The sequence below is a fragment of the Chryseobacterium sp. WG23 genome (assembly GCF_024586575.1).
GTDB lineage: Bacteria > Bacteroidota > Bacteroidia > Flavobacteriales > Weeksellaceae > Chryseobacterium.
Genome location: NZ_JALCZE010000001.1, coordinates 221587 through 235363, shown reverse-complemented (window position 1 = coordinate 235363; position 13777 = coordinate 221587). Strand labels below are relative to the sequence as shown.

Annotated in this window: 12 protein-coding genes; 7 read left to right on the top strand and 5 right to left on the bottom strand. The window is 36.1% G+C overall.

Annotation, left to right across the window (positions count from 1 at the left end; all coding sequences use genetic code 11):
* Positions 1-33 precede the first annotated feature (33 nt).
* The 3 genes from MP477_RS01090 (at position 34) to MP477_RS01080 (ending at position 3320) form a co-directional block, all read left to right on the top strand.
* Positions 34-870, top strand: a complete 837-nt coding sequence (locus MP477_RS01090) for a TssN family type VI secretion system protein (RefSeq protein WP_373567393.1) — start codon at positions 34-36, stop codon at positions 868-870.
* A gap of 25 nt (positions 871-895) precedes the next feature.
* On the top strand, positions 896-2035 hold the full coding sequence (locus MP477_RS01085; RefSeq protein ID WP_257188828.1) for a hypothetical protein: 1140 nt from the start codon (positions 896-898) through the stop codon (positions 2033-2035).
* Between the two features lie 118 nt (positions 2036-2153).
* Positions 2154-3320, top strand: coding sequence for an aminotransferase class V-fold PLP-dependent enzyme (locus tag MP477_RS01080; RefSeq protein WP_257188827.1), 1167 nt, complete (start codon positions 2154-2156; stop codon positions 3318-3320).
* Positions 3321-3376: 56 nt separating this feature from the next.
* Here MP477_RS01080 and blaIND read toward each other — a convergent pair whose 3' ends face one another.
* On the bottom strand, positions 3377-4096 hold the full coding sequence (gene blaIND / locus MP477_RS01075) for an IND family subclass B1 metallo-beta-lactamase (RefSeq protein WP_230038960.1): 720 nt from the start codon (positions 4094-4096) through the stop codon (positions 3377-3379).
* Positions 4097-4285: 189 nt separating this feature from the next.
* Positions 4286-4939, bottom strand: coding sequence for a metal-dependent transcriptional regulator (locus MP477_RS01070; protein ID WP_257188826.1), 654 nt, complete (start codon positions 4937-4939; stop codon positions 4286-4288).
* Between the two features lie 240 nt (positions 4940-5179).
* Here MP477_RS01070 and MP477_RS01065 point away from each other — a divergent pair, with 240 nt between their 5' ends.
* From MP477_RS01065 to MP477_RS01055, 3 genes are all read left to right on the top strand, one after another.
* Positions 5180-8191, top strand: coding sequence for a reprolysin-like metallopeptidase (locus tag MP477_RS01065; protein ID WP_257188825.1), 3012 nt, complete (start codon positions 5180-5182; stop codon positions 8189-8191).
* A 96-nt stretch (positions 8192-8287) separates the two neighbouring features.
* Positions 8288-8710, top strand: coding sequence for a hypothetical protein (locus MP477_RS01060; RefSeq protein WP_257188824.1), 423 nt, complete (start codon positions 8288-8290; stop codon positions 8708-8710).
* 97 nt (positions 8711-8807) lie between these two features.
* Positions 8808-9839, top strand: coding sequence for a low specificity L-threonine aldolase (locus MP477_RS01055; protein WP_257188823.1), 1032 nt, complete (start codon positions 8808-8810; stop codon positions 9837-9839).
* 54 nt (positions 9840-9893) lie between these two features.
* Here the strand turns inward: MP477_RS01055 and MP477_RS01050 are convergent, their stop codons facing one another.
* The gene (locus MP477_RS01050) at positions 9894-10394 is read right to left on the bottom strand and encodes a hypothetical protein (protein WP_257188822.1); all 501 of its coding nucleotides are present in this window, start codon (positions 10392-10394) and stop codon (positions 9894-9896) included.
* A 168-nt stretch (positions 10395-10562) separates the two neighbouring features.
* Between MP477_RS01050 and MP477_RS01045 the strand changes: the two genes are divergently transcribed.
* Positions 10563-11516 carry a hypothetical protein gene (locus MP477_RS01045; RefSeq protein ID WP_257188821.1) on the top strand — a complete coding sequence of 318 codons (954 nt, stop codon included), beginning with the start codon at positions 10563-10565 and terminating at the stop codon, positions 11514-11516.
* 500 nt (positions 11517-12016) lie between these two features.
* On the opposite strand, the gene MP477_RS01040 is transcribed toward MP477_RS01045, so the two are convergent.
* Positions 12017-12574, bottom strand: coding sequence for a DUF4256 domain-containing protein (locus MP477_RS01040; RefSeq protein ID WP_257188820.1), 558 nt, complete (start codon positions 12572-12574; stop codon positions 12017-12019).
* Between the two features lie 792 nt (positions 12575-13366).
* Positions 13367-13768, bottom strand: coding sequence for a DoxX family protein (locus MP477_RS01035; protein WP_257188819.1), 402 nt, complete (start codon positions 13766-13768; stop codon positions 13367-13369).
* Positions 13769-13777: the final 9 nt, after the last annotated feature.

Below are 13777 nucleotides of genomic sequence, written 5' to 3'. Positions count from 1 at the left end.
AGGTATATTTTAATGCCTTTAATCGCAGTTATTATGATGGTTATACTCGGTATAATCAGGAGAAACAAACCTGCGATAAAAATTAAAGTAATTATTGTATACGTACTTCTGTGCAGTTTATGTCTGGCTATTCCGGGCGTTTTTGGATTTGCCGGAAATTTATTTAATCCGTATTGGTATCTTATTGCACAGGTTATTTACCTTATTTTGGGGATTATTCACGTTAATCTGCTGCATAAGTATTTTAAAAAGCATATAGATTCTCTGGCCATGAGTATTTTATTTGAATCTATACTTTCATTAACGTGTATTGTTTTTGGGGGATTCCTGTTTACCCTGATCTTTAACTGGATGAGTAAAGGTACGGGATATGCGGTAATGGCTGCTACCAGTATACTGATCTTCGTTGTTCCAATGGTATTCTATTACTGTTATATGCAGCTTATCAGTATTCCTTTTGATATTTATAAAACATGGAGATATTCTCCGGATCAGAAGCTGCCGGATTTTGAAGGAGCAGATTTTGACAGATTAATGGTCCTTAATGTTGAATTAAGTAAGAATTTAGAAGATACAAACAGATTTAGAATTAAAGCCAAAACACTTCCTACAGGAGTTACTTTTGGAGACTGGTTTTACAGAGTGGTAGATGACTACAACCACAAAAATCCAGGTTCTGTTATTCATCTTTCAGATCAGGAAGCGGAGCCTTATTATTGGATCTTCTATACTAAGAAATCATTTTTCAGCTTTAGAAAATATATAGATTTTGACCAGGATATTTCTACAAACAGCATTTCTGAGAATGAAGTGGTGATCTGTAAAAGAGTCATTCAGCATGAAGAGGAAGGAGTTTTAAGAAAATCATAATCACAAAAACTAAAAAGTATTTAACATGATACAGCCAATAAAACATTTTGCAATCAATTGGGTAGATGGGATGAAAGTTTCCCAAAGACACCTTAATGATCAGGATAATTTCTTAATCGATACCATCAGAGATTCCAATTCACTTGGAATTACTACATATAATTACGGACTTTTACCTATCTCTACTGAGATCACGGACCGCACTATTTTTGATGTTCATAACACGGCAACCAATGATGTACAGCTTGTCATCAAACGATGCAGTGCTGTTACCATGGCTGGATACCGTATTGAATTGACGGACAGGAGAATAAGTGTAAAGTCGTTAGCAAAAACGATGAATGAAGAGCAGGCAGACGGAGATTATTATATTCTGATATCTGTTAATCCTTTTGATAAAGTTCCTTTCGGAGATATTGATCCTGAGGAAATTCCACCACGCCATCCTAATGCCCAGCCGAATCACCACCTGGAATTACTTCCTGTAACATCGCTCAACAGCAGCTATTCCGGAGGAAATTATCTGATCATTGGTAAAGTTGATTTGAAAGGAAATATTGCTCAGGTAGATTCCAATTTTATCCCTCCATGTACTTCTGTTCAGAGTCATCCGGCTTTAGTAGATTATTATGGCAGCTTTGCGAAGTCTATTGGAAATCTTCAGCAGTATGCATTTAAGATTATTCAAAAGACCTCTCATAAAAACCAGAATACGGCATTGGCACAGAATGTTAAATTTTTATGCAGTACCATGGTTAATACTTTTGGAGATATGTATTTTCAGTTCAGAAATATTACCCCTTGGCAGCCGCCTGTATTTTTGATTGAGTCTTTTGCCAAGCTGGCTCTTTATTTATACAATGCGACTCAGCTTCTGGTTCCTGCAGAACTGGAAGAAATGCTGAATTATAGTTTGGAGTGGAGTGAAATTGCACCACATACTTTATTGAACCAGCTTTCAATTGTAGCTGAAACCAATTATGACCACCACAATTGCGGTGAACCGTTGCTTTATATCCAGCAGATGCTGAGAAGTTTGGAGACTATCTTCTCTAAATTAAGCGAACTGGATTATATCGGTCAGAGAAAAGAGAATATTATCGTTAACGAACAGGAAGTTTCTACCAACACCAATCCGAAGAGAGGATGGAGTGTTTTAGATTAACTTCATGTAATATAATATCAATCCCGGATGAAAATTCGGGATTTTTTATTAATGTTGATTATTGAAATTAAAGCTATTTGCCTACTCATTATTTTTCAAATTTATAACGGTTTATACAATGAATCTAGATGCAATAAGACAGGACACTCCCGGGTGCTTGAATAAGATATTCTTAAACAGTGCCGGCTCATCCCTGATGCCTAAGCCTGTTGTTGAAAGAATGGTGGATTATTTATATGAAGAACAGGAGTTGGGAGGGCATACCACAGCAGAGAAAAACATTGAGCCAATCAATGTGTTTTATGAACAGGCTGCGAAGCTGATTAATGCTAAACCTTCCAATATTGCTTTTACAAACAGTGCCACCGATGGGTATGCAAAAGCATTGTCAAGTATATCTTTTAAAGATGGCGACTGTATCATTACCACCAATGATGATTATATATCAAACCATATTGCTTTTATTTCTTTACAGAAGAGGTATCATATTAAAGTTATCAGAGCGGTCAATATGCCGGATAATGAGCTGGACCTTGCGTATTTTGAAGAGTTAATCCAAAAGCACCGCCCCAAATTAATTGCGGTGACCCATATTCCTACCAGCTCAGGGTTAATTCAAAATGTGGAAGGAGTAGGGAAGCTCTGTAAGCAGTATAATATCCTATATCTTGTAGATGCCTGCCAGTCGGTAGGACAGCTGGTTGTAGATGTTACAAAGATTAATTGTGACTTTTTAACGGCAACTGGCCGGAAATTTATAAGGGGACCGAGAGGAACAGGATTTTTATATGTTTCGGATCATGTATTAGCTCAGAAAATGGCCCCTTTATTTCTGGATAGTAATGGTGCCGAATGGACTGCATTTGATGATTACCAGCTCAGTGAAACTGCAAAAAGATTTGAATTTTTTGAAAGGTGCAATGCTTCATTGCTCGGGCTTACGGAAGCTTTAAAGTATGCCAATGCGATAGGAATGGTCAATATTGAAAACTACAACAGGAAACTGTCGGAAACGTTGAGAGCCAGCCTTCTGAATAATGGGTTCAAAATTTTGGATAAAGGAAATAGATTGGGCAGTATCATTACTTTCTGCGAACAGAATGGAAAGATTGATTCCATTCAAAAAATACTAAGTGAGAATAAAATTATTTTTAAAGTAAATAATAAGAATGGAGCACTAATTGACTTTACTTTAAAAAATGTAGATCAGGCTATTCGTCTGTCACCGCATTATTTTAATACCATGGAAGAAATTGAAAAAGTAGCTGCAATTCTGAAGCAATAACTGATATTTAAAGAGGCCTGGCAAACTGCCAGGCCTCTTTAATATTAATCTGAACTTTATTTTTTATTCAGAAGTTCCAGGGTGTGTTCTACATGTCCACCTCCTTTCCATTCATCATGACCCGGAATAACCATAACAGCTTTCGAATATTTAGTTTTCAGTTTTTCCATTGTTTGTGGCCATTGTTTCACATTAGCCTCTCCTGTATACCCTAAATCTACAGCATTTCTGCTTTTTACAAGGCATCCGCCATCTAAAATATTATATTTCGGAAACCATACTACTACATTGTCGGCAGTATGCCCTTCACCAAGAAAATCTACCACAAACTCTTCTCCGCCTATACGGTAAGGTTTTCCTGTTTTTATGATTTCAGTTGATATTGCTTTTCCGTCTTTTTTCAGGAGTTCATTTGTTTTTACTGTAGCATAGGTTTTAATTCCTTTGTTGTTATAAAAACTCAGGTCTCCGGCTCTGTCTTCATGTGAATGGGTTGCAAATACGGCAATAACCGGTAAGTTGTGACGTTTCTGTATAGTATCCATCAGGCTTTGGTACTGGGTCTTCTGCCATGGAACATCAAATAAAACAACTCCTTTTTTAGTAATAAGATACACTGCATTGGTAGAATATTCTTTCCCCCCGAATACACCGAATGTTTTATAAATATACAAATTGGGCTTAATGGGTGGCTCTATAACAAAATCTCTTACCTGAGCATTGGCAAATGGGCTTAACAGCATGGAAATAATAAAAAACTGAATGCTTTTTTTCATAATTTTTTAGGGTAATAATTAATGTTTTATTGCTTGACGAAAGAAAAGGCAAGCACAAAGTTTTGCAAACCTAATAAAATTAAAGCATCAAAGTTTTTGTGGAAAAGTATTTAACCGTTTTTTAACAATTTCCAACAAGGCTGCATAGAACGCGAAGTCTTTGTTAACTGTTTAGTCTTATAACAATAATTATTTTTTCACCAGTATTTTCTCAGTAGCCTTTTTACTGAGTACTTCGATTTTCCCTTCAATCTCTATGGTAACTGATTTGTCGAAGCTTTCAATTTTAAGAATCTTGATTCTGGTATTGAGAAGAAGTTTTCTTTCAGTTAGGTAGCTTAAAAAAGCATCATCGGAGAGGGTAACTGAAGCAAAAATTACGGTTTCACCCACCTCACAGTTACTCAATCTCTCAAGATCCTGAGCAATGATATTTCCTTTTTTATCAGGAATAGGTTCTCCATGAGGATCAAATTTTGGATAATCCAGAATTTCATCCATTTTATCAAAGAAAATCTGAGAATGTACATGCTCCAGCTGTTCTGCAATCTCATGAACATTTTCCCAGCCGAAATTCATTTTTTTTACCAAAAACATTTCAGTAAGTCTGTGTTTACGAACTACCAAAGCGGCTTCGCGTCTTCCATTCTCTGTAACAATCAAAGGTTTATAGGTTTCGTAAATGACCCATTTCTTCTCTGCAAACTTCTTCATCATATTATTGACACTCGGCATTTTTACATTTAAAAATTTGCTAAGCTCATTAATCGTTACTTTTCCTTCATTGTCAACTAAATGAAACAGTGCTTTCAGATAATTTTCTTCGGTGAGTGTTGTTTTCAAATGTTAGATGATTTTCAATACAAATCTAACAAAATAATATTAAAGTAAATATAGGGAGCCGTTCCGTCTATAAATTTCAAAATTTAGTGGAATGGTCTTATTTTCTGCTAAATCATTTAAAATGATAAGTATTTATTGTTTTTATTAAAAATATATCATGAAACATAAGTTTTTCATATTATTTTATTCTCTATATATTGATTAATTATTTATCTTTAATGTTTAAAAAAAACAGCAACAATGAAACTAAAAATTACTTTTATTTCTATTTGTGCATCTTTTCTAATGAATGCACAGGTATTGAGCCCCTATGGTTTAAGTAGTGATGATCTTCCCGGAACTACCTTTACCTTAAACACAGAAAATTTCAAGAGAAATATTGATGCCAACAGAAAAAACTCCAAAAAAATTAATAATCAGTCTATCGTATTGACTCTTATCGACGGAACTAAAAAAGAATTTATCCTGTCTGAAAATAACCTCCTCAATAAGAGGCTTGATAACATTATAACCTTTGATGGATTTTCAAAAGACGGGCAGGATAAGATAAAGCTTACATTAGTAGGAAATGAAATTTCTGCAATGATCAAGTCTAACCAGGGATACTATATTATTGAACCTTATAAGACTAAAAAAGGAGAATACAGGATTTATAATTCTTTTGAAATGTTTGGTGAAAAATTTCAGTGTGGAGCTGATGAAAACGATTTCAGAGAAAGCTTAGAGGCGGTAGCCAAAGGGTTGAATGTTCAGAAATCAGTAACAGGTTTCCCCTATGGAAATACCTTGAAAACATTTAGAATGGCTGTGGCTACCACCGGGGAATTTACCACAGCTCTTGGAAATCAGGATGCTGCCCTTGGAGAATTGGTGGCTATGATGAATCTTATTAACCAGATTTATGAGTCGGAATTATCTATTTCCTTTGCTTTGATTGATAAGACGGTCAATAAAACCTTAATTTTTACCAATGGAGCTACAGATCCTTTTACGGTAGATCCTTCTTTTGCTTCAGCAGCTAATTCGCAAGCTGGATTTGATGTTCTCAATACCAACGGAACACTTCCATATGCTGATTATGATATTGGGCACACTTTCAACATTATGCCGGGAGCTAACGGAAGTGCTCAGGGACAGGCAGGGCCAAGGCCTTGTACGGCCTCACTCAAAGCTAGAGCCTGGAGCCAGTGGACACTTTCTATGCCGAAATCACTGTCTGCCAACCTGATTGTTCATGAAATGGGACACCAGTTTGGAGCAGGGCATACATATAACGCTGTAGGAGGAACCCCTTCAAGCCCTACATTCTGTACTTCCGGATGGAATGCAGCAGCAGCTGTAGAACCTGGTTCTGGATCAACGATAATGGCCTATAAAAACAACTGTACGACTCCTAATGATCAGACAAATACCGGCAATAACGGACTGAATTACTTCCATGCCAAAAGTATTGATCAGATTTTAAATACACTCAGCGTATCCTCTACCTGTTTTACCTCTGTAGCGGTAGCGAATACACCTCCTTCTGCCAATGCCGGAAATACAGCCATCAGTATTCCAAAAAACACACCTTTTAAATTGAAAGGAATAGGAAGTGATGCAGAAGATTCCAATTTATCATACACATGGGATCAGGTAGATGTGGCTACTGCCAATGACAAAGGTGCATTTGGAAGTACAGTTAATGGAAGTGGCGGATATTCTGCGGTGAACAGTACTACAGCTCCGTTGTTTAGATCTGAGCAGACTACCCTTACCACTGAACGGTATTTCCCTAAGATGAAATTTGTCCTGGACAATCAGAATACGCCTCCTACTAATGAAGCAGAAGCACTGCCTCTGGTAGCAAGAACAATGAAGATGAGATTTACAGTAAGAGATAACAGTGTCATTTCAGGTGGAGCAGATTCTGATCAGGTTGTGGTAACAGTGACTAACCAGGGACCTTTAACGGTTACTTATCCTAATTCAAATGTATCCGTAAATGCGGATTCCAATATCAATGTAACATGGGATGTTAACCAGACCAATGTTTTAAAAAGTACGGTCAATATCCTTCTTTCTACGGATGGAGGAGAAACCTTCCCTTACACACTTGCTTCTAATGTGCCCAATAATGGTACGGCTGCTGTAGCTTTGCCATTCGTTCCGTATACCGATAAAGCGAGAGTTAAAGTAACTGCAGTGATTAATGATTTTGCTGAGTTCTTTGATGTGTCTAATACTAATTTTATCATCAATTCAAGCTGTAATGCCTTCCATACGATCATTGTAGAAAATGCAAAAGTGGTAACGGCCGTGCAGGGAAGTCCGCAGGCTCATCTTAATTTACAGCCACAAACACCCTCCAGTGATATTTATAATGCTAAAACACTGACTTTTGATGCAGCTAATATGGGCCCGGAAAACTGGTATATCTACAATCAGACCCAAACAGCTCCTCATTTGCTTGTGTCAGGTTCCAGCATGCTTCCTTTTAGATTTAAGGTGACAGAGACCGGAAGTTATACGCTGAGCTATCCTTCTCCGAGTGGAGTAGCTGTTACCATTTATAAAGGAAACCAGACCGGAACAGCCAACTTCGTGACTTCTAATGCTGTTTATTCCGGAACAGGTACTGGTTTTACGTATTACAGATCATTCAGTGCCAATTTGGAAAAAGGAGTGGAATATCTTGCAACCACAAGAAATCTGAGCAATACACCTGCAGGATCCAGCGTAGTTCTTAGTACTACAGGTCCCGGGAAGTTCTATAATATTATTGATAGCCCTGCCGGGGTTAACTATACGTATGCAGCTATCAATTCCACGACCAATACTATAGTAGCTACCAATGCCACTGCAGACTTTACGTCATTACCGGTAGGAACCTATACAGTACAGGGAATTTCATTTACCGGAACCGAAAGTGCTTTACTTAATAAGACCATTGGTGAGCTTACACAGACCAAAGTGTGTTACCAGCTAAGTACAAACAGTGTTACTTTAATCATTACTACAGCATTGGCAACCCGTGATATGGTTAAAAAGCAAATCGGACTGGTGCCCAACCCGGTGAAAGATTACCTTCAGATACACAGTGATGAAAAAATCACTCATTATGAAATTTATGATGCTTCAGGTAGGTTAATGGAGAATAATGCAGTTAGCAACTCTGAAATCAACTTCTCTAAGTTTCAAACCGGAATTTATATGTTAAAATTATTAAATGGTAAAACATTGATTCATCAATCAAAAATTATCAAAAAGTAATTGACAATACACAAATTAAAGAGCTATACTGATTATAGCTCTTTTTTTGTACAGAATTTGCTTAGTATTTAACAATTAATTATCAATACTCAAAAGATGAAAAGTATTTTAACAGTCCTGGTTTTTATGATATGCTGTAATGCTCAGGCTCAGAGTTTTACTTTTACTTTTAATCCTAAAAAATTTATACAGGAAAATAGATTGACTGAAGGGAGTAAGAAGGATGTTATTTTTAATTTATATGATATTAATGGAAAGGAGACAAAATATAATACCATAGACACCACAAGCGAGTTGCTGAGAAAAGCAAAAATTTACAGCTTTAAAGGAAAGTCTGAAGACGGCACAAAACTCATTACACTGACGATTGCTTCCGGCAAGCTGAGTGGTGCTTATCTGGAAAATGCAAAATCTTATTTTATTGAACCCGTGGATAAAACATGTAAAAAGAAATATAAAATTTATATAAAGCCTGATGGAGATTATCAGGTGGGTCAGTCAAATGATTTTATAAAATAAAATATACTATCGAAAGCCGTTCTGGAAGCCTGATAATTCTGATATTTTAACTCTTTTTCATAGAGATAATATTATTACATTTTTTTAATTTTACTCTATGAAATTTTCATTTAAAAACGATTACTCTGAGGGATGTCATCCTAATATATTACAGACCCTTTTACAGTGTAATCTTGAACAGCAGGCTGGCTATGGAGAAGATGAGTACTCATTAAAAGCTAAAGAACTTATAAAAGAAAAAATAAAAAAAGCAGATTCAGAAGTTTATTTAGTTTCCGGTGGGACGCAGGCTAATCTGATTGTTATTTCTTCCATTCTAAAACCTTATCAATGTGCTATATCTGCATCCAGCGGACACATTTTAAATAATGAAACCGGTGCTATTGAAGCAACAGGACACAAAATATTAAGCATTGAAACGGAGAATGGCAAACTAAGACCTTCAGATATTATTCCGGTGTTGGAGAACCATAAAAATATACCCCATCAGGTCATGCCCAAGCTGGTATACATTTCCAATTCTACAGAGCTTGGAACTATTTACCAGGCCAAAGAATTAGAGGAGCTTTCAGATTTTTGCAGACAGAACCGCCTATACCTGTTTATGGATGGTGCAAGGCTGGGACACGGACTTACTTCGGAAATCAGCGACCTTACCCTGGAAAGAGTAGCGGAATTAACGGATATCTTTTATCTTGGCGGCACTAAAAACGGTGCATTGATAGGTGAAGCTATTGTGGTTAACACGATAAGCCTTCAGGAAGATTTTGCATTTAATATCAAGCAGAAGGGTGCTTTACTGGCAAAAGGAAGACTGTTGGGAATCCAGTTTTTAGAGCTGATGAAAGATGATTTATATTTTGATCTTGCAAAGCACGCCAATCAGCAGGCGATGAAAATCAAAAATGCTTTCCGCAGCAAGGGTGTTCATTTCCTTGCAGATACGTATACCAATCAGATTTTCCCTATTATAAGCAACGAACTTATAGAGGTACTGTCTGAAAGTTTTGATTTTTTTGTCTGGAAAAAAGTAGACGAAAAGTTCTCTGCAATCCGCCTTATTACTTCCTGGAATACAGGAGATGATGCCGTCAACAGTTTCATAGAAATTATTAACAGGGAATTATAAACATAAAAAACAGTCTATTTTTTAGACTGTTTTTATTTATATCAGAGGCCAGGTTTACTTTAGGCCTTTATTCACTGTTTCACAATCAGCAGTATTCAGTTTTTGTCCGTCCTGATAGCTGATTTTCTTTTCATCAGCATATTTTGAATGTCCAGCTTCTTCTTTATGATCGCCAATTCCTTCTGTTAGCGTATTGTCTTTCTGAAGGAAGTAAATATCTCTTTTGCTTTTTTTGCCTTCAGAGGCAAATTCATAAGTCAGTTTCAATGTATCCCCGGATTTAAAGCCGGTTACATCACCTTTTGAACTGTCTTTTTCACTGTTTTTATAAGATAATTTCCCAATGATTGTTCCTAAATTATCATCAATAGAAGCAAAAACACTGTCTTTTCCTATTACACCAATATAGCAGAAAGATTTTGGACCTAGGGTGTCTATTACAGGTTCAGCTACCGCAATGGTATCTGCTTCTGCTTTCAGAGCCGGAGCTTCAGTTTTCTTATTACAGTTGATCAGAAATGCCGAAACAGCACTCAGTAATATTAATTTCTTCATATCCTCAGTTGTTTAAATCAAATTTGAACTGCTAAATTAGTAATACTATTTATATATTAAAGAATATTATAGATAAATAAGAATATTTTTCAAAAGTTTAAAAAGATCACTGACTTGGGCACGGAAAATGATTCATAGTATATTATTTTTAAATTCATCATGATGACAATGACCACAAGAATACTGGGATTAGGAATAGTATTGCTAGGATTACATTTTTTAATGGGACAAACGCCCCAAAACTATATTTATACTTCGTCGGGAGATCTGCAGAACATCGAGAAAATGATTATGCGAAAAGATATTGGAGGAGTGCAGATTGTCTATAACTGGAGAGCACTGGAAACATCAAAAGATGTTTATGATTTTTCTCGTATTGAAAAAGACTTAGCCTATTTGACTTCTTTAGACAGAAAGCTTTTTATCCAGCTTCAGGATCGGTTCTTTGAACCTCAGGCAAGGTATGTTCCCGATTATATTTTAAATGAAAAGGTATATACCGGTGGACTGGTTGCTCAATATGACAATCCGGGTGAGAATAAACCTGTAGGAAGTGGTTGGGTCACCCAGCAATGGAACCCTGCAGTTCGGGAGAGGTATCAGAAACTGATAGAAGCGTTGGCCAAAAAGTTTGACGGAAAGATCCAGGGCATTAACCTTCCGGAAACAGCCATCGATATTGATATAAAAAAAGATAAAACAGGTTTCAGCTGTGACAAATATTTTCAGGCTGAGCTGGATAATCTAAAGTTTGCAAGGAATGCTTTCAAACAATCTTATGTTTTACAGTATGTCAATTTCTTTCCATGTGAATGGGAAAACGATCATCAGTATATGTCCCGCTTATTTGATTTTGCGAATAAAAATAATATAGGATTGGGCGGTCCGGATATTGTTCCCAATAAAAATGCCCAGATGAAAAATTCTTATCCATTCTTTCATCAGTATAAAGGAAAGTTACCGTTAGTAGCCATGGCTGTTCAGGAGCCCACCTTAACGTATAAAAACCCAAAAACAAAGAAACCTTTTACCAAAGAAGAATTTGTAAGCTATGCTCAGGATTTCCTGGGGGTTCATATTATATTCTGGAGTGTAGAATCTCCATGGCTAAAAGGGTCATGAATGTTATTTGAAAAGAGAGACCGGTAATTTATATTAAACTAAACGTTTTTTGTCATTCCGTAGGAATCCAAGCGTAGTAGGTTAGGATTTTCTTGTAACCACAAAAGTCACAAAAGTTTTTAAACACTTAAGTTATTAAAGTTTCCAGCTTTGCGCATATAAAGTACACTAAAGTTTTAAGAAAATCTTTGATTTTTCATCTTAAGTAATCTTACTTATGCGCTATTATTTTAAACTTGCTAAAGTGCTCTAAAGTGTTTTAAATATTTGCAATGTTGAGATTTATATAGAATGGTGTATGATATGTTCTGTTTTTCATTCCATAGGAATCCAAACGTAGTAGGTTGAGACTTTGTTGTAACCACAAAAGTCACAAAAGTTTTTAAACACTTAGGTTATTAAAGTTTCCAGCTTTGCGCACATAAAGTACACTAAAGTTGTGAAAAAATCTTTGATTTTTTCACTCTCAAACTCTCAAACTCTCAAACCCTCCAACTCTCTTACACCTTCACCATTCCCCTAAACCCTCTCGCTGCATAATAGGAATCTGCACCATTATGATACATAAAAACGGTATTATAGCGTCTGTCACAGAAAATAGCTCCTCCAAGTTCTCTGATAGAAGCCGGTGTTTTTACCCAGCTTGAAGTTTTCTGATCAAATTTTCCGAGTTCCTGAAGTTGGCGGTATTGTTCTTCGGTTAAGAGCTCAATCCCCATTCCAGCAGCTGTATCAATGACATTGCTTTCCGGTTTGTTAGCTTTTCGGGAATCCCAGGCTTGATAATCATAGCAGAGGCTTCGGCGTTTTGGACTTTCCGGGGAGCAGTCGAAAAAGATATATTCGTCTGTTTTTTTGTTATAATCTACCACATCAGGTTCACCTTCTGTGGCTTCCATTTCGTTCAGTGACCAAAGTTTTTCAGGGTTGGCTTCCAGTTTTGACTGGATTTTTTCCCATTTTAAGTCTTTGTGGCGATTCATGTTTTTTTCAAAGCGGGTTTTCAGTGCTTTTAAAAGAGTTTCGCTTTGTTCGGGAGTTAATGTTTTCTTTTTCATGTTAAATTTTGTTTATGGATACTTTATTGGGAAGACTGTTTTGGGCTATTTCAAAGATATCAATTGTAATAAAAATACGGGTGTAGAAGTGAAAATTTTTTCTGTGATGGATTTTTTTGTTGGCTAACCGCAAGGACGCAAAATTATTATAAAAAATACTGCTTTAAGACGCAAGGATTTTATCTGCGATAAAATTGAATGCTGCTGATCTAAATCTACAGTATTGTGTTTGGTTGTATTTGCTGAAAATCGTTGATTTTCTTGCGTCTTATAATAGCCTTTTTGTATTAATCTTTGCGTCTTTGCGTTTTTCCAACATCTAATAGTAAATAGTTGGTTACTCGCAAAGCCGCAAATTATTATAAAAAATACTGCTTTAAGACGCAAAGATTTTTATCTATGATAAAATTGAATGCTGCTGATCTAAATCTACAGTATTGTGTTTGGTTGTATTTGCTGAAAATCGTTGATTTTCTTGCGTCTTATAATAGCATTTTTGTATTAATCTTTGCGTCTTTGCGTTTTTCCAACATCTAATAGTAAATAGTTGGTTACTCGCAAGGACGCAAAATTATTATAAAAAAATACTGCTTTAAGACGCAAGGATTTTATCTATGATAAAATTGAATGCTGCTTCATTATTGTATTTGATAAAAACTTGCTGAAAATCTTTTGATTTTCTTGCGTCTTAAAAACTTTCTTGTTGTATTAAATCTTTGCGCCTTTGCGTTTTTCCAACCCATTATCCAACCCGTTATAATGGGATAATTGTATGGCATCTTTATCGTTTTATTAATGATTGGTAAAAACAATTTTTCTATTGGCAGGTCTGAAATACCAGGAAATAAGGACTAAAACTAATAATAGTACAGCCGGAAGTGTTCTGGCTGCGGGATCTCCTACAATAAGATGGGAGATAACTGCCCCTGACATCACAAAGAAAAACCCGGCATAGGCCCATTCTTTCAGTAATAAACGCTTTGGAATAAGGATGGTGATAACGCCTAAAATTTTCCAGACTCCTATGATGGTCATCAGGTAAGCGGGATAGCCCAAATTGGTGAAGTTGGCGAGTTCATCTTTGTTTTTCATAAGCTGGACAATAGCTGTAGAAACCATTCCAAGAGCCATCCAAAGGGTAAATATCCAATAGATGATTTTTGTTCTTTTTTCTGATCGGTTTGATATTTCCATATTGATTAA

What these genes read in the sequence shown, in the direction of transcription:
- MP477_RS01090 (WP_373567393.1), top strand. Translation starts at nt 34, where the DNA reads ATGATGGTTATACTCGGTATAATCAGGAGAAACAAACCTGCGATAAAA.
- MP477_RS01085 (WP_257188828.1), top strand. Translation starts at nt 896, where the DNA reads ATGATACAGCCAATAAAACATTTTGCAATCAATTGGGTAGATGGGATG.
- MP477_RS01080 (WP_257188827.1), top strand. Translation starts at nt 2,154, where the DNA reads ATGAATCTAGATGCAATAAGACAGGACACTCCCGGGTGCTTGAATAAG.
- blaIND (WP_230038960.1), bottom strand. Translation starts at nt 4,096, where the DNA reads ATGAAAAAAAGCATTCAGTTTTTTATTATTTCCATGCTGTTAAGCCCA.
- MP477_RS01065 (WP_257188825.1), top strand. Translation starts at nt 5,180, where the DNA reads ATGAAACTAAAAATTACTTTTATTTCTATTTGTGCATCTTTTCTAATG.
- MP477_RS01060 (WP_257188824.1), top strand. Translation starts at nt 8,288, where the DNA reads ATGAAAAGTATTTTAACAGTCCTGGTTTTTATGATATGCTGTAATGCT.
- MP477_RS01055 (WP_257188823.1), top strand. Translation starts at nt 8,808, where the DNA reads ATGAAATTTTCATTTAAAAACGATTACTCTGAGGGATGTCATCCTAAT.
- MP477_RS01050 (WP_257188822.1), bottom strand. Translation starts at nt 10,394, where the DNA reads ATGAAGAAATTAATATTACTGAGTGCTGTTTCGGCATTTCTGATCAAC.
- MP477_RS01045 (WP_257188821.1), top strand. Translation starts at nt 10,563, where the DNA reads ATGACCACAAGAATACTGGGATTAGGAATAGTATTGCTAGGATTACAT.
- MP477_RS01040 (WP_257188820.1), bottom strand. Translation starts at nt 12,574, where the DNA reads ATGAAAAAGAAAACATTAACTCCCGAACAAAGCGAAACTCTTTTAAAA.
- MP477_RS01035 (WP_257188819.1), bottom strand. Translation starts at nt 13,768, where the DNA reads ATGGAAATATCAAACCGATCAGAAAAAAGAACAAAAATCATCTATTGG.